This is a genomic window from Microcoleus sp. MOSTC5 (assembly GCF_036701825.1).
Lineage (GTDB): Bacteria > Cyanobacteriota > Cyanobacteriia > Cyanobacteriales > Microcoleaceae > Microcoleus > Microcoleus asticus.
The window spans coordinates 146,292-162,422 of sequence record NZ_JAUBRK010000002.1 but is presented as its reverse complement, the minus strand read 5'-3'; the positions used below and the strand labels follow the sequence as shown (position 1 = coordinate 162,422).

At 43.7% G+C, this 16,131-nt stretch carries 17 protein-coding genes; 9 read left to right on the top strand and 8 right to left on the bottom strand.

Annotation, left to right across the window (positions count from 1 at the left end):
• The first annotated feature begins 47 nt into the window (after positions 1–47).
• The 3 genes from QUA54_RS01695 to QUA54_RS01685 all read left to right on the top strand — a co-directional run bounded on the left by QUA54_RS01695 (position 48) and on the right by QUA54_RS01685 (position 2,373).
• Positions 48–1,277: a clostripain-related cysteine peptidase gene (locus QUA54_RS01695; RefSeq protein ID WP_333412759.1), complete on the top strand. Its 1,230-nt coding sequence runs from the start codon at positions 48–50 to the stop codon at positions 1,275–1,277.
• Between the two features lie 162 nt (positions 1,278–1,439).
• On the top strand, positions 1,440–1,805 hold the full coding sequence (locus tag QUA54_RS01690; protein ID WP_333412757.1) for a hypothetical protein: 366 nt from the start codon (positions 1,440–1,442) through the stop codon (positions 1,803–1,805).
• 409 nt (positions 1,806–2,214) lie between these two features.
• Entirely contained in the window at positions 2,215–2,373 is a 159-nt protein-coding gene (locus QUA54_RS01685) for a DUF4351 domain-containing protein (protein ID WP_333412755.1), read from the top strand.
• A 97-nt stretch (positions 2,374–2,470) separates the two neighbouring features.
• On the opposite strand, the gene QUA54_RS01680 is transcribed toward QUA54_RS01685, so the two are convergent.
• The 7 genes from QUA54_RS01680 to QUA54_RS01650 form a co-directional block, all read right to left on the bottom strand.
• On the bottom strand, positions 2,471–2,974 hold the full coding sequence (locus tag QUA54_RS01680; protein WP_333412753.1) for a DUF2243 domain-containing protein: 504 nt from the start codon (positions 2,972–2,974) through the stop codon (positions 2,471–2,473).
• Positions 2,975–3,248: 274 nt separating this feature from the next.
• Positions 3,249–3,500, bottom strand: a complete 252-nt coding sequence (locus tag QUA54_RS01675; protein WP_333193958.1) for a type II toxin-antitoxin system PemK/MazF family toxin — start codon at positions 3,498–3,500, stop codon at positions 3,249–3,251.
• On the bottom strand, positions 3,494–3,742 hold the full coding sequence (locus QUA54_RS01670) for a hypothetical protein (protein ID WP_333193957.1): 249 nt from the start codon (positions 3,740–3,742) through the stop codon (positions 3,494–3,496). Before QUA54_RS01670 ends, QUA54_RS01675 begins: the two co-directional genes overlap by 7 nt.
• A gap of 121 nt (positions 3,743–3,863) precedes the next feature.
• On the bottom strand, positions 3,864–4,085 hold the full coding sequence (locus QUA54_RS01665) for a hypothetical protein (RefSeq protein ID WP_172192308.1): 222 nt from the start codon (positions 4,083–4,085) through the stop codon (positions 3,864–3,866).
• Entirely contained in the window at positions 4,075–4,368 is a 294-nt protein-coding gene (locus tag QUA54_RS01660; RefSeq protein ID WP_172192306.1) for a hypothetical protein, read from the bottom strand. Before QUA54_RS01660 ends, QUA54_RS01665 begins: the two co-directional genes overlap by 11 nt.
• Positions 4,369–4,415: 47 nt before the next feature.
• Positions 4,416–4,766 carry a helix-turn-helix domain-containing transcriptional regulator gene (locus QUA54_RS01655; RefSeq protein WP_216670776.1) on the bottom strand — a complete coding sequence of 117 codons (351 nt, stop codon included), beginning with the start codon at positions 4,764–4,766 and terminating at the stop codon, positions 4,416–4,418.
• Complete coding sequence (locus tag QUA54_RS01650; protein WP_172192304.1) at positions 4,759–5,097, bottom strand: type II toxin-antitoxin system RelE/ParE family toxin; 339 nt, start codon at positions 5,095–5,097, stop codon at positions 4,759–4,761. Before QUA54_RS01650 ends, QUA54_RS01655 begins: the two co-directional genes overlap by 8 nt.
• Positions 5,098–5,127: 30 nt before the next feature.
• Between QUA54_RS01650 and QUA54_RS01645 the strand changes: the two genes are divergently transcribed.
• From QUA54_RS01645 to ctpC, 5 genes are all read left to right on the top strand, one after another.
• Complete coding sequence (locus QUA54_RS01645; protein ID WP_216670775.1) at positions 5,128–5,301, top strand: hypothetical protein; 174 nt, start codon at positions 5,128–5,130, stop codon at positions 5,299–5,301.
• 416 nt (positions 5,302–5,717) lie between these two features.
• Positions 5,718–8,138 (top strand): MASE1 domain-containing protein, encoded by a 2,421-nt coding sequence (locus QUA54_RS01640; RefSeq protein ID WP_333193951.1) that lies wholly within the window; start codon positions 5,718–5,720, stop codon positions 8,136–8,138.
• A gap of 12 nt (positions 8,139–8,150) precedes the next feature.
• Positions 8,151–9,506 (top strand): response regulator, encoded by a 1,356-nt coding sequence (locus tag QUA54_RS01635; RefSeq protein ID WP_333412750.1) that lies wholly within the window; start codon positions 8,151–8,153, stop codon positions 9,504–9,506.
• Between the two features lie 332 nt (positions 9,507–9,838).
• Positions 9,839–11,059 carry a (E)-4-hydroxy-3-methylbut-2-enyl-diphosphate synthase gene (ispG, locus tag QUA54_RS01630; RefSeq protein WP_172190360.1) on the top strand — a complete coding sequence of 407 codons (1,221 nt, stop codon included), beginning with the start codon at positions 9,839–9,841 and terminating at the stop codon, positions 11,057–11,059.
• Positions 11,060–11,318: 259 nt separating this feature from the next.
• A complete protein-coding gene (gene ctpC, locus QUA54_RS01625) occupies positions 11,319–12,674 on the top strand; it encodes a carboxyl-terminal processing protease CtpC (RefSeq protein WP_333412748.1) in 1,356 nt (451 codons plus the stop codon).
• A gap of 212 nt (positions 12,675–12,886) precedes the next feature.
• On the opposite strand, the gene QUA54_RS01620 is transcribed toward ctpC, so the two are convergent.
• A complete protein-coding gene (locus tag QUA54_RS01620; RefSeq protein WP_333412746.1) occupies positions 12,887–13,072 on the bottom strand; it encodes a DDE transposase family protein in 186 nt (61 codons plus the stop codon).
• 301 nt (positions 13,073–13,373) lie between these two features.
• Here QUA54_RS01620 and QUA54_RS01615 point away from each other — a divergent pair, with 301 nt between their 5' ends.
• Positions 13,374–16,010: a heavy metal translocating P-type ATPase gene (locus QUA54_RS01615; RefSeq protein WP_333412744.1), complete on the top strand. Its 2,637-nt coding sequence runs from the start codon at positions 13,374–13,376 to the stop codon at positions 16,008–16,010.
• The last annotated feature ends 121 nt before the right edge of the window (positions 16,011–16,131 follow it).

Here is a 16,131-nt window from a genome sequence, read left to right as displayed (position 1 = left end):
AATACCGTCTACAAAAAGCTAACTATCCTCAATCATGAACAGAGAATGTGAAAAGAAGAACAGCTATCAAACTAATAACAGTAAGTATTAGTTCTTTAATAGAGACAATATATTACTCGGAAGATCGATATATGCTTGGAAGTACGGTAAAAAATCATTATGACTGGATATTACTATACTGGATGCCCTATGACAATAATCTCTCAAGATTCGGACAACCAATTATTCAAATGCTTAGTAAAGGTGTAAAAAATGATAAGGTTTTGGTCGTAGTACAATCAGACTTTAGTGGAGCAGCACAAGTTTCTAGAAGCATCATTAGCCAAGGTAAAGTTGATACGCAATACTTAGAAACAGCAGATAGTAGTAGTGCAGAAGTCTTGAGTGAGTATCTGACTTGGGCACAATCTCAATTTCAAGCCAGACGCTGGGCTATTGTGTTTTTAGGTCATAGTGGAACGCTTATGGAAATAAGCCCCGACGAACATCCCACCTCCCCTTCAATTTCAGAAATTAGATGGATGAATCTTCAAAAAATAAATCAAGTTATATTTGATTTTAACCGCTCTGTAAAAGGAAATCTAGAATTATTATTTTTTCAAAATTGTAACAAAGGAAATATTGAAGTACACCATATTTTCCAAAATACTGCTAAGTATACGCTTTCATCTCAACTCCAACTGGGAGCGCCAAATTACTATTATGAGCAATTGTTAAGTCATTTGAGCGATTATCCAGACATTGATGGTTCTCAGCTAGCTAAAAAGATTATGGATTGTGAACAGCCTGATATGTACCATAGTTTGACATTAACTAACAATCATTATTTCCGATACTTGCCAGAAAAAGTTAATGTTGTGATTGATTCTATTTTGCAAGCAAATATTGCGCCTGTGAAAGTTTTTATATCCTCAATTTTAGGGCCAGAAGTCAATTTTTATAATAACAATGCTGTAGTCGTTTATCATAGCTCTGGAGAAACCTTTGTTGATTTCGCAAATTTTTTACAAAAACTTACCCAATTATCAGGTGCAAGTCCGTCAGCTTGTAACGATTTATTGTTATTTTTAAATAATTTTATCCTTCAGAGAGTGCAACAGCATGGTGAATTACTGGACTCAAGAATTAGACATAAGTATAAAGACTTATCAGGCTTAGGTTTATTTTTACCTAGAAATCGGCAGAAACTGGAAAAGTATTTGTATTTATCTGTTTATTCAGACTTAAAGCTTGTAGATCTTTTTAATGCCGTTGTATTCGAGACAAAAAAGAACTAAAGATATTGGGGATATTTTACTTTCCCGACTTCACAAAAGCAGTCAGGGAAGTAAAACAACAGCCAGCATTCGCTCCCACTTCCCACTTCCCAATGCTATAATAGTAACAGCAGCAAATTGGTGCTGCAAACCCCGCACACAAGATTATAGGAGTTAAGTCAAATGGCAAACAAACTCCAAGTTAATACACAGTCGATCGGCTACAGCGACTTTTACTGGAACCGCTTTAGTCCGAGAGTGGCTACTATCAGCAGTGTCCGCAACGCCAATCACTGGGACGGCGGATTTATCACCTATATTGCATTTCCCACAAAAGTAGAAGCTACAGCAGCAATGAAATATTTGCTCTTGCATCAAAAAGCTGCTGATGTCGATATGCGGAAAGCCAAGCGAATGAAAGCAAAAGGCATTCGGTGGGAACTCAAAATTCGGGGTTTAGCTTTTAATGAAGTGCTGAAGCTGGCGACTATGGATATAACTGGAAAGCTAGTTATGTCGCCTGAAACTACTACTGAAGCCACAGGCTGATAATTGAAAAACTTCGTAGTTGCGCTAAGCGTGCTAAAGCGCAACTACCAACCTAAAAATCCCTAAAATATTGCATTTTCCTTCTTCCTTCTTCCCTCTTCCTTCTACAATATGCGTTTCATAAGTCCCAAAGCAGACTTTGCATTCAAAAGAATATTCTGAGCTTCCGAACATCCAGAAATTTTAATCAGCTTCCTAAATGCAATGCTGTATAACGGAGAACCAACCATCTAAGAAATAGAAATCATTTACCCTTATTCAGCAGGAAGCGTTACAGGATTGAAAGACACTTACCTGGATGTCAAAGCCAAGATTACCGGCAAAAAACCGTGATTGTTGAAATGCAGGTACTCAACGCCTCCCCCAAGGAATCCAAAGGGGTAAAATTGAGGGGGAAACAGGATTAATTATGCGTCCGATCGTGGGGCGGGTGGGTGATGTTACACAGGAAGTTCAAACTAGCATCCAGGGGTTATCTGGGGAACAGTTAGATGATTTGCGAGAAGCTTTGTTGGATTTTAGGAGTCAAGAGGATTTGATTGTGGGGTTGGAGTCGGCTGCTGGATGAACTGATGAGTTAAAAAGAGACTCAACGGTTGAAATGGTCGAGTCTCATCGCGGATTTTTAACCCGGATTTGGTATAATTCTCAATCTCTGCATTCCTTTAAACTTTAGTATCTGCGGGAACTTCACTCTGTACCAGAATCCAACCTAAAAGCGCTAAAATAAGACCGAGAGCGAGAAATCCTAAATCCCAAGCTAACTCGTTGATACCGGGTTTGACGTGGTGGATTCCCAAAATTTGATGGTCAACAATGCCTTCAACAAAGTCAAACAATCCAGCACCAATTAATATGGAACCAAAAAAAGTTTGAGTTGACAAAGGAACATCTTTGCGCTTCACTGCACGCCACAAACAGAAGATTCCTGCTACTGTTACCAACCAATCCGCAGCGTGAAACAATCCATCTCCGAGGGTATTTAATTCTAAACCGGCAACAGTAGCATCGGTTTTAACGCTGCTAAACATATGGTGCCACTGGAGAAGTTGGTGCAGCACAATGCCGTCAAAAAAGCCGGATTGACCGATACCGAGGAGAATTCCTGCGATAATTAGAGGTCGGCGGTTGTTAACAGAGGTGACTGGTGAGTTTGTGCGATCGTCCAATGGAAAACCTCCGATGCTTTAAATGCTGAGCCTGGGTCTGTGAAGGGATTTGCCAGTACATTTTTTAGTTTTGCTGGGGAGGAGGGGCGATCGCATCATCCGCGAGAGAGATTTCTGGATCTCTTGATGCTTAATGCCAACTACAAATCTAGTTTATAATTTGATTGACTATTCATCAACAGTCATATTCTCAAACAAAATAGGTTGAATTCGCCTCAAAACTTCCTCAATTATATCTGAGCGACATTCACTAAGAAAACTTGCCTGCCTTGCGCTATAATCTTGCATAACGCAGTTGATCCGTCATAATTACACCTGTTATCGCTTCACCTTCTGGAATGGGGACATAAAACGGATTTTTGCGTTGTGTGTTGCTGATGGGACAAACAAACACAAACCCCATTTTTCGGTTAAATTTAGTTTGACTCACAACCAGTGCAGGCCTAGTCCCCATTTGTTCGTGTCCTGATTGAGGGTCAAAATTGAGGCGAATAAAATGACCTCGTTCGGGGATATAGTTTACCAAACTTCCTCTCCTTCTGGTTTTCCCCAAGAGACTTCTTCGCTAGATTCTATTTCGCCTGCCAATAATTCATCTAGGGTATACTTTGATATTTTATTATTTACAGGCTCTATGACCAGTTTCCCATTTTCTATAATGCAAGTTACGGAATCTTCTGCTTTAAGGTTGAGAAACTTTACTATGTAGTCTGGTATTGGCAAAGCCAAGGAATTACCTAATTTGCTGATGTGTATTTTAGCTGTCATACATTTGCGATGTTAACACTCAGGCTGATTTATTGTAACACAATATGGGGCGGGGCGGGTTTATTGAGATTGCTGTTTATAAACATAGAGGTTGGTGAACCCGCCCTTACATAACCTTTGTCTATGCAAATACTGCTTCTACGGCTTTCGGCAATTCTATGGGCACGAAATATGCGACTGGATACAAATAATCTTCGCCGGATTCATCAATAACTCGGATAAATTGATGTTCCGCAGCGCGATTATTCGGTATTATTTGGTAGATTTTTCGCACTTCCAATGATGCTTGATAGTCTTGATTATTAATGCAAACTACAAATCTGGTTTCTAAGTTAAACTTCATATTCGGATAAAGTAGTGAGTTCATAAACGGTTGCGTCTGTCATCAAAATCGACCCTTCTGCCGTCAACTCCCATCTGTCGCGCCACGAATCTGTTTCGGTATATCGTTTAGCCAAGCCATCAGCAGCCAGTTTTTTTAAGACAACCATCATGCCAGGTTCTCGTGGTACATCTAGACAGGAAAGTTGCTTTTCCAGTTGATACCAATTGCACTTTCCTCGACCTCTAGCTACTAATGCAAGAAGCACTAATTCAAGCTGAGTTAATTGAGTTAAATTTTGCATTATCAAGTCCTCCACGCTGGATGAAATAAAACGCCAAATCCTTGTCCCTAGCTGACGCACCCTACTTCACGAGAATTTATTGATACTTCTGGTGTTTTGCTTTGACTTGCTGCAATCTCTGTCTTTAATCCTAAAGCCTTCAGCAAACCCATAAATCGGTAAATCTCTTCTCCGCCTGATGCTTTCAGCAATTCCTGAAGTTGATCCCAATTTTGTAAATCGTCTTCAGCTATAATAGAGACTTGACTTTGAGCTTTAACTACATCTCTGAGTACCGTCAGTAACAGTTCGGATTCCGGTGCTGTTTCTTCTAGAATTGCTTGAATATAAGCAGCAGTTTCTTCAATATCTTGAAGCGAGTTAATCAGATAATCATGGTAACTGTGCGTTTTAGGCATCGTCTCTACTCCTGAATTCTATCCAGTATTCTTTGGCTTTGCGAATATCTCGATCTTGGGTACTTTTATCTCCACCGCAAAGGAGGAGTATAATAGTTGAGTCTCTTTCTGCGAAATAAACCCGGTAGCCGGGGCCCCAGTCAATTTTCAATTCGGAAACACCCTCTCCTACTGATTTACAGTCTCCTAAATTACCAAGAGCAACCCGCTGAAGTCTACCTTTTATTTTAGCTTTCCCTTCGCGATCGCGCAAAGCATCAAGCCAGTCTTTAAAAGGGATTTTTCCTTCTAAGGTTTCATAGGTTTGAATTTCACGCTTGTGGACTTCCATGACTCTATGTAGTAAAAGCCTAAGTGTCAAATGATATCATTTCTGGTAGCTGCGATTTTGTATGTCATGGCGTGCGATCGAAGCGGTAGGGTGCGTCAGTGTGGTAATTCTCAATTATCACTGAAACTCACAACTGACGCAGCATTTATTCCGTGGTGCGTCAGTTGTGAGACTGTCAGGAAAGTAGCGACAATCCGAGAGTGACAAAGGAGGGATAAGCATTTCGGGCGGGTTGTCATCCCCCCCAGGTTTTTGCCGATTTTTTATCAAAATTAAATAAAATTTAAGATTTTCTTAAAATAAATAAATCTTAATTGCACTATAATTAGCGCATCTAGGAAGATTCAGTAGGTCAGGGGTGCGATCGGGCGATAAAAGCTGGAAAAATTAATTTGACCGCATCTTAGGCAAAAACTATTTCTAACTCAAATTAACTCAATACTTCTTAACTTAATACTTCGGACAGTTTGTGAATGAGAGCCTGAAAGTGTCATTGTACCGTTTGTATCGGAGCTTGACGAAAGCCTGAAACCCTCATTATACCCTTAGCGGTTGAAAACTGTCCGAAGTGTTGGTTTAACAGACTTCATAAAAAAGTAAATCACCTTAAAGGATGAAGTATGAACAGGATATACAAACTTCCAACCGCATTAGATCGCAAAACCATATTGCAAATAGTTCTACTTGCTATTATTTACTTCGGTGTCTCTAAGATATCACTCTCACTGGCTTACCTGCCTGGAGCTGCAACACCAATTTGGATAGGTTCTGGTCTTGGTTTTGCCGCTATCTGGTCATTAGGATATCCGCTCTTGCCCGGTATCTTTTTAGGTCAGTTCATCAGTAATATTTCTACTCAAGAGTTAACACCTACGAGTATCCTGCTCAGTTTTATCTTTGGAATTGCCGACGCATTAAGCCAACTCTTAGCAGTATATCTAATAAACCGATCTATCAGAGACCGTCATTTGCTCGATCGCGCTCAAGATGTTTTCTCCTTTGTACTATTCGCGGCTTTGCTGGCTCCTGCTTTGCACGCTACGATTTGTGTAACAACTATGTGTCTGCTTGGCAAAGCACCTTGGACAATCTATGGAGTAATTTGGTGGACATGGTGGACAGGGGAGGCGATCGGAACACTTGTTTTTGGACCAGTCTTATTAGCATGGAGTCGGGAACTTCAGCCAATTAAATTACTATTTAAACAAAGATTTGTAGAAGCAGCACTGTTACTATTCCTAGTAATTATCATCAGTCAGATTAGTTTTGGCGGTGGATATCCTGTCGTGTATATGTTGATTCCCCTCTTAGTTTGGTCAGCCTTTCGATTCGGACAACAGGGTTCAACATTACTAATCGTCATCGTGTCAGTCATTTCTATGGTGGGAACTGCTAAGGGTTTAGGGCCATTTGTTCGTCCGTCACTCAATGAGTCATTGTTACTATTGCAATCCTTTATGAGTGTTGTTGCTATTACAACTTTGATTTTATCGGCGGTAATTACAGAAAACACAGAAGCAGAAGCCCGACTAAAAAGAGCAAATGAAGAGTTAGAAAGTAGAGTCGAGGAACGCACAGCAGAACTCGCCCATGCTAAAGAAAAAGCCGAAGTTGCCAACAGTGCCAAAAGCGAATTTTTAGCCAACATGAGCCACGAATTACGCTCTCCTCTCAACGCAATTATGGGATTTTCTCAAATTATGACTCGCTCTCAAACCCTCCCTCGCGAACATCAAGAAAGCGTCGGCATTATCTCTCGCAGCGGCGAACACCTACTAACCCTCATTAACAACGTTCTCGACCTCTCTAAAATCGAAGCAGGTAAAACCAGCCTTAATCCTAAAAACTTCGATCTCCATCGCTTACTTGACGACATACACGATATGTTTCAAATGAAAGCTGAAGAGAAAGGTTTACAGTTACTCTTGGAATACGATCGCAATCTGCCTCATTACGTCCGTACCGATGATGTTAAATTGCGTCAAGTTCTCATTAACTTGATTAATAATGCTCTTAAATTTACTCAAGAGGGAGGAGTTTCAGTAAGAGTTAGCGTTTTAGAAACTCCTGTCCATTCCCAACAAACAGCGGCAGCGGCTGATACCAATTCATACACCATACATTTTGAAATTGAAGATTCAGGATCTGGAATTGCCCCTGAAGAAATTGGGAATTTGTTTGAAGCCTTCACCCAAACAGAAACCGGAAAACAAGCTCAGGAAGGTACGGGTTTAGGCTTGCCAATTAGCCGCCAACTTGTGCATCTTATGGGAGGCGATATTACAGTCAAAAGCCAAGTGGGACAATGCACAATCTTCTTATTTAATATTCAAGTTAATGAAGTAGAAGCTAGCGACATTGCTACACACCAACCCTCTCGCAGAGTCATCGCTCTAGAACCCAATCAACCCAAATATCGCATTTTAATAGTTGACGATAAACCTCTCAATCGCCAATTGTTAATTAAACTGCTATCTCCCTTGGGATTTGAGCTTCAGGAAGCCAGTAACGGTCAAGAAGCAGTTGACATTTGGGAGAGGTGGGAGCCAAACTTAATTTGGATGGATATGAGGATGCCGGTGATGGATGGTTACACCGCTACTCAAACTATTAAATCTCAGACAAAAGGTCAAGCAACGGCGATTATTGCTTTGACAGCTAGCGTACTAGAAGAAGAAAAAGCGGTGGTTCTGTCGGCGGGATGTGATGATTTCTTGAGGAAACCTTTCCGAGAGGAAGAAATATTTAATGGGATGAATAAGCATATTGGAGTGAAATATGTTTATGAAGAATTAACACCCAAAAATACGGATAAAATACAAACAAGAGAGGTTCTAACCACAGAAGCACTGGCAGAAATTCCGAGGAATCTATTAGCTCAACTCCAAGAGGCCGTAATGTATTCCGATTCTGAATTAATTGCTGCGGTGGTGAAAAAAATAGCTACTTACAATGAGCCTTTAGCTGAGGCGATCGCAACTTCTCTACACAACTTTGAATATGAAAAGGTTTTGAACTTAATTGCGGCTACTATAGCATAAAAGGAGTAAAACATGAACGACAGTCAAGGTCAAATTTTTATTATTGATGATACGCCCGCAAACTTACATCTGCTTGTCAGTATTCTTAAGGAAAATGGCTACCTGCCGCGAGCATTTCCGAGCGGCAAGTTAGCTCTAGGAGTTATTGAACAATCATCTCCTAGTTTGATTTTGTTAGATATTCAAATGCCACAGATGGATGGCTACGAAGTTTGTAAACATCTCAAAGCTAACGAATTGACTTGGGATATTCCAGTAATTTTTATCAGTGCTTTGGATGAAATGATGGATAAGCTAAAAGCTTTTACTGTAGGTGGCGTAGACTACATTACAAAACCATTTCAAGCAGAGGAAGTTTTAGCTCGGATTTCTACTCATTTAGAACTCAGTCGCTTACAAAAACTCCTGAAACAGGAAAATTCTGTTCAGGCTCAAAAATTAGCGGAACAAAATTGCCAACTCCAGCAGATGAATGAAGCATTAGAGAAAGCTAATCAAGAGTTGAAAGAACAATACAGTCAACTCCAGCAAGCGCAATTGCAAGTAATTCAAAGTGAAAAGATGTCGGCATTAGGTAATTTAGTTGCTGGAGTTGCCCATGAAATTAATAATCCTGTGGGGTTTATTTATGGCAACCTCGACCAAGCTGGGCAAGCATTACAAGATTTGATCGAACATCTGAAATTATATGGCGATCGCGCGACTGAAACAGATATTAACAATCATGCCGCAGAAATCGAGCTAGACTATCTCCTAGAAGATGTGCCGAAGATGATAGACTCAATGAAAGTGGGGTGCGATCGCATCAAAAGTATCAGCACGAGTTTACGAACATTTTCCAGAGCCGATCGCGATTTTCCAGTGAAGGCGAATCTGCATGAAGGTATTGATAGCACAATTTTAATTCTCAAACATCGCCTCAAAGCTTCGGAATTTAGACCGGAAATTGAAGTTATTACTAATTATGAGGATATCCCAGAAATAAAATGCTTCTTGGGCCAATTAAATCAAGTATTTATGAATATTTTGGCTAATGGGATCGAGGCAATAGAAGAATCAAATCACGGACGTACTTTTGCCGATATTAAAGCCAACCCAAACCGGATTACGATCGAAACTGAACTATCGAGCGATCGCGAGTCAGTTTTAATTCGTTTTAGCGATAATGGCATCGGCATGACAGAAGAGGTAAAACAAAAAATTTTTGATTATTTATTTACTACAAAATCCGTAGGGAAAGGCACGGGTTTAGGAATGGCGATCGCGCGTCAAATCATAGTAGAAAAACATCAAGGGACAATTACAGTTAACTCTACTCCAGGAGAAGGAACGGAGTTTATACTGGAATTGCCGATTCTCAAAAATTAACCAAAATTATAGCAACCGCCAGGGCGGTTTAGGGGCGCTTAGGCTAGGGGAAGAAGGGAATAGAATCAGCGAATTTCAAAAACTCAGAACGTCTTAATTTTGTAAGTTCGGTTTAGTTCCACGGGCCCAACTTCAGTTCGCCTTCCCGGTGATGGCTAGCTTTTAGTTCGATCGCCCTTTTCCGACATAATTCGATCGACAAATTCGCAGCAATTTCATTAAGAATCATAAATCCCAAAACCTCATTGCCCAAACAGACCCTTTCTGTGCAAACCTAAAAAACAGCAGACACAATTTTATAAACTCTAATTACAGAACCCTCGCAACCAGTTATGCAAACTCTGCCGAACCCCACTAAAACCCCCACCACCGAACCAACCTTCGACACCACCATCAAACGCCGCAAAACCCGGCCCGTCAAAGTCGGTAGCGTCACCATCGGCGGCGGCTACCCCGTCGTCGTACAGTCGATGATTAACGAAGACACCCTCGACATCGACGGATCAGTCGCCGGAATTCGGCGCTTGCACGAGATTGGCTGCGAAATCGTCCGCGTCACCGTGCCCAGCATGGCCCACGCTAAAGCTTTAGCCGAAATCAAGCAAAAACTGCACGCCACCTACCAACCCGTGCCCCTCGTTGCCGATGTCCACCACAACGGCATGAAAATTGCCCTCGAAGTGGCGAAACACGTAGACAAAGTGAGAATCAATCCCGGACTTTACGTGTTCGAGAAGCCGAAAGCCGACAGAAGCGAATACACCGACAGCGAATTCGCGGAAATTGGCGCAAAAATCCGCGAAACCCTGGAACCTCTGGTGATTTCCCTGCGCGACCAAGGCAAAGCTTTGCGAATCGGCGTTAATCACGGTTCCCTCGCCGAACGGATGCTGTTTACCTACGGCGACACGCCCGAAGGCATGGTAGAATCGGCCCTGGAATTCATCAAAATTTGCGAATCCCTAGACTTCCGAAATATCGTACTTTCCCTGAAAGCCTCCCGCGCACCCGTGATGGTTGCTGCTTACCGCTTGATGGTGCACCGGATGGACGAACTCGGCATGGATTACCCGCTGCATTTGGGCGTCACCGAAGCAGGAGACGGCGAATACGGCCGCATCAAATCCACCGCAGGCCTCGCACCGCTGCTGACTGACGGTATCGGCGACACCATCCGCGTCTCGCTGACAGAGGCCCCAGAAAAGGAGATTCCCGTTTGCTACAGCATTCTGCAAGCCTTGGGACTGCGGAAAACCATGGTTGAGTATGTCGCTTGTCCTTCCTGCGGTCGCACTTTGTTTAATTTAGAGGAAGTGTTACACAAAGTGAGAGAGGCGACGAAGCATCTCACGGGTTTGGATATAGCAGTAATGGGCTGTATTGTCAATGGCCCGGGAGAAATGGCTGATGCTGACTACGGCTACGTCGGGAAGCAACCGGGTTATATTTCGCTGTACCGGGGCCGGGAAGAAATTAAGAAAGTCCCGGAAGACCGAGGCGTGGCAGAATTGATTGATTTGATTAAATCGGACGATCGCTGGGTCGAACCTTAGCCCCCCAAGAACAGGCTTTCGGGCTGGTTCCACAAAACATCAAGTTTCTTGTGGGCCGTTGCTGCTAGCCCGTCAGGAACAGGCAAGATGCCTGTTCCACAAAAAAACATCAAGTTTCTTGTGGGGCGTTGCTCCTAGCCCGCCCTGAATAGAAGTCGGCAAAGTTGAATAATATATGTACGCCAAACGCGAGCCGGCTTTGCCTGTGTTAGATTGAGCGTAATTATTCTGAACTCTTTTTCTCCCGCGCGTCAGACAAATGGTTATAACAAAACGAGGGCTTGTTCTAAGTGCAGCAGCAGTGGTACTCACTGCTGTAACTCTTGCGAACACTGGTTGCAGTTCTAAATCTCTGGCTTCTTTTCGGGGAAGCCCTAAAGAATTGGTTGATGAAGTTTGGCAGATTATTGACAAAAGTTATGTGGATGGCACTTTTAACCAGGTTGACTGGAAAGCGGTGCGGAATGATTATTTGAACCGGACTTATACCAGCGACGACGAAGCTTACAAAGCAATTCGGGAAATGCTGAAGAAGCTGGACGATCCTTATACGCGGTTTATGGACCCTGAAGAGTTCAAGAATATGCAGGTTGAAACTTCTGGAGAACTGACAGGAGTTGGGATTCAGTTGACTCAAGATGAGGAAACCAAAAAGTTGGTGGTGATTTCGCCGATCGAAGATACCCCGGCTTTTACTGCTGGTATTCTGGCAAAAGATATCATTACTAAGATTGACGGCAAGAGTACAGAAGGCATGGATACGAATCAAGCGGTAAGTTTGATTCGCGGTCAGGCGAATACTGAAGTGACGCTGACCATTTTGCGGGAAAAAAAGGAATTAGAATTTAAGCTGAAACGCGCTAAAATCGAAATTCATCCCGTGCGGAAGTCGGCGCAGAAAACTCCCATCGGAGAAGTCGGCTATATTCGGTTAAATCAGTTCAGTGCGAATGCTGCATCGGAAATGCGATCGGCAATTAAGGATTTGGAACAGAAAAAGGTGACGGGCTATATTTTAGACTTGCGTTCCAATCCCGGCGGGTTGCTGTACGGAAGTATTGAAATTGCTCGGATGTGGCTCAAAGAAGGTACGATCGTCTCGACGGTCGATCGAATCGGTGAGGCTGATAAACAAACGGCAAATAAGGCAGAGCTCACAGACAAACCGTTAGTTGTACTGGTAGACGGCGGTTCAGCAAGTGCTAGCGAGATTCTATCCGGTGCTTTGCAAGACAACAAACGCGCGGTTTTGGTGGGAACAAAGACGTTTGGTAAAGGTTTAGTTCAGTCAGTACGCGGCGTGGGAAATGGTGCCGGTTTGGCAGTGACAATTGCCAAGTATTTTACTCCCAACGGCACTGATATCAACCACGCCGGGATTGAACCGGATTTTAAGGTAGAACTCACCGACGCTCAAAAACAGGAATTGAGGCGCGATCGCGATAAAATTGCTACGGCGGCAGATCCGCAGTACGCGAAAGCTATGGAAGTTTTGACACAGCAAGTTACTGGTAAAACCGGGAACAATAAGGCTGAGGCGAAACCGAATGCAGCGCCACCTAAGCCGACTGCAACGCAAGCAAAACCGAGTGCAGCACCTTCTAAATCGAAGTAGAAAACCTGTGTAGGGTTTCAGTTAAAAAAAAGCATTCGGGGGAAGGATTACGGCTCAAAGCCAACATTTTCAACTCGAATGCTTTGCTATTTTTTGCAATCCGTCATTGTGAGTCAATCGATTTTAGATTTTAGATTTTAGATTTTAGATTTTAGATTTGAAGCATTGACCCCACGGATGAATCCGGGGGCTTGTATCCTGGATGCTTTTGGTCATTGCGGCTGGCATTTGCCGGCGCGAATTAATCCGATGCGACGGGCGATGGCATCTTCAGGCGAATCGTAAGGACCCCACTTTTCAATAATACTAGGGTTTTGTTGTTCGAGTTGCGCGATCGGCAAAATTTCGCAATTACCGGCAGGACGTTTGACAATATAAAATTTTGGTGTTTCTGTCATAGCTAAATTCGTCAAATAAAAGCTGGATACTAACTAGGCAATTGGCTCATTATATCAAATAGGGAAACAGCACTACCGTGCCCAAAGCCTGTCTTAGCATTAAACCCGCAGTCCGACATTGGTTTCAACCCCTGCAGGAGTGCGGATTTAACCGCATGGAATTAATAAGAATTAAAAAAAACTAACACTTTCGGAAGATGCCACAATATTTATCTATTATCAAAATATAGACATTTGTCTAAACCGTGCATTAAACCATTTCACAAGCACAGAAATATTCTAATCAATACCAAAAAAAACCATGCAATTTCTACCGAAAACAATCCCCGAAATTCAACCAGAAATCATACCAGTTAAAGAATCACCGCCAGAACTTGTTACTTTCGATGTCGGCGGGATGAAATGTGCCGGCTGCGCGAAAGCTGTGGAACGCCAACTCATGCAGTATTCAGGCGTAATTTCAGCTTGCGTTAACTTGGCCGTAGAAGTCGCGACGGTTGAGTGTCAACCGGGGACTGTCGATGCAGAAGCTTTAGCGAAAAAGTTGACTGATAATGGATTTCCCTCTCAGTCTCGTTCAAGTGAAAATCAGCAGGAAGCAGAAGCGACAACAATTGAACGACGGCGACAGGAAATTCGACAGCAAATCAAGCAATTGACGATCGCCCTAATCCTAATTATTCTATCCGGTTTAGGTCACGTAGTCGGCACAAAAGCCCCAATTCTCAGCAATATTTGGTTTCACTGGGGACTCGCCACCCTAGCTTTGCTGCTACCGGGGCGCCCGATTATCGTTGACGGGTGCCGCAGTTTGTGGCGAAATGCACCCAACATGAATACTTTGGTAGCTTTAGGTGCTGTTACAGCTTACACCGCTAGCAACGCGGCGCTGCTGTTTCCACGGATGGGATGGGAGTGCTTTTTTGACGAACCGGTGATGCTGCTGGGCTTTATTTTGTTGGGCAAAACTCTGGAACAGCAAGCCAGACGGCGCGCTGCATCAGCTTTGCAAGCTTTAATTGCATTGCAACCGGCGAAAGCCCGCTTAGTTGATTTTAAACTTTCGAGTTTAGATTTGCGATCGGAAGAATTGCCTTTAGACTCGACATCTGCGGTCTACGATCCACAATACATTGAAATTCCAGCCGATCGCGTCCGAGTCGGAGAATGGCTGCAAGTTTTGCCAGGGGAAAAAATTCCGGTAGACGGCGAAGTTTGCGAAGGCAAAACAACCATAGATGAGTCGATGCTGACTGGCGAATCAATGCCGGTTTTGAAGCAACCAGGAGATACAGTTGCGGCGGGAACTATCAATAAATCCGGGGCAGTTGTGATGCGCGCAACTCGCACCGGTAAGGAAACAACTGTAGCTCAAATGGTGGCTTTGGTGCAGGCCGCCCAAACTCGCAAAGCGCCGATTCAAAATTTAGCTGATACTGTCGCAGGATATTTTGTGTATGGGGTAATGGCGATATCGCTTTTAACTTTCCTATTTTGGTATTTTGCCGGGACTCATATTTGGCCTTCTGTGCTTTTAGGACACGGGGCAATGGATATGGGACACGGGGCAATGAATATGGGAAATGAATTGCCTATTATCCATTATCAATCGCCTTTGCTGTTAAGTTTGAAATTGGCGATCGCAGTTTTAGTTATTGCTTGTCCTTGCGCTTTGGGACTGGCTACCCCAACAGCAATTTTAGTCGGTTCTGGCATCGGGGCGGAGCGCGGACTTTTAATTCGCGGTGGCGATGTTTTAGAACGGGTGCATCAATTAGATACGGTGGTTTTTGATAAAACTGGCACTCTGACAACCGGAAATCTCACACTCACAGATTATTTGCCGATTTTCCAGAATTCGGAGTGGGATTTGAACTCAGATATTAATGTTGGCAACAGGCAAGATGTTTGTTCCACAATTGATGGATTTTCTGGAGAGAAACAAAATGTTAGTTCCATAATTGATGGATTTTCTGGAAACAGGCAAGATGCCTGTTCCACAATCGATGGAGTTTCTGGAGAGAAACAAGATGTTTGTTCCACAATTGATGGAGTTTCTGGCAGTGCGGTTAATTCAAAACTGCTGCAAATTGCGGCGGCGGTGGAAAGGGGCGCTTGTCATCCCATCGCCGCAGCGATTTTGCTGGAAGCTCAACAGCAAGGTTTGCCGATGCTAGCTGCTGAGGATTTCTGCACGGAACCGGGATTCGGGGTTTCTGCTTTGGTGGAGGGCCGGCGGGTGTTCGCGGGGAATGCCGAGTGGATGAAGGAGCAGGGGGTCGCTGTGGCGGCGGAATTGTCGGGGTCTTGCAAAGGCAAAACGGCGGTTTATGTGGCTTCTGGGGGCGTTTTGCTGGGGGTAATCGGGCTAAAAGATACTCTGAGACCGGATGCTAAGGCGACGGTGGAACGTTTGCGGGGCATGGGATTGCGGGTGATGATGCTGACGGGAGATACAGCGTCAGCGGCGGCGGCGACGGCGCAGCAGCTAGATTTGGCGGCGGCTGATGTTTTGGCCGAGGTGCGCCCGGAGGGCAAGGCTCGGGCGATCGCGACTTTGCAAGCCCAAGGCTGTAAAGTGGCTGTGGTGGGGGATGGAATCAATGACGCCCCGGCTTTGGCTCAAGCTGATGTCGGTATCGGTTTGCACTGCGGCACGGATGTGGCAGTTGAAACTGCTCAAATTGTGCTGATGCGAAATGCTTTGATGGATGTTGTTGAGTCGATCGAGCTGGGACGTGCTACTTTCAACAAGATTCGCCAAAATTTATTTTGGGCTTTTGGTTACAATACTTTGGGAATTCCGGTTGCAGCCGGTCTTTTGCTGCCTGCAACCGGAATTCTACTCAGTCCTGCGGCGGCCGGTGCATTTATGGCGTTTAGTTCTGTTAGCGTTGTGACAAATTCTTTGTTTTTGCGCCGGGGATTTCGAGCTTAAATGTATGGATGAGAGATAGAAGTCGGAGGTCATCGGTCATTAGTTAGGAATTAATGACTGATGACCTCATCCCAAGAGGGTGACAAACCCCTCACACCAGGAGTCGAGAGCCACGAAGTTT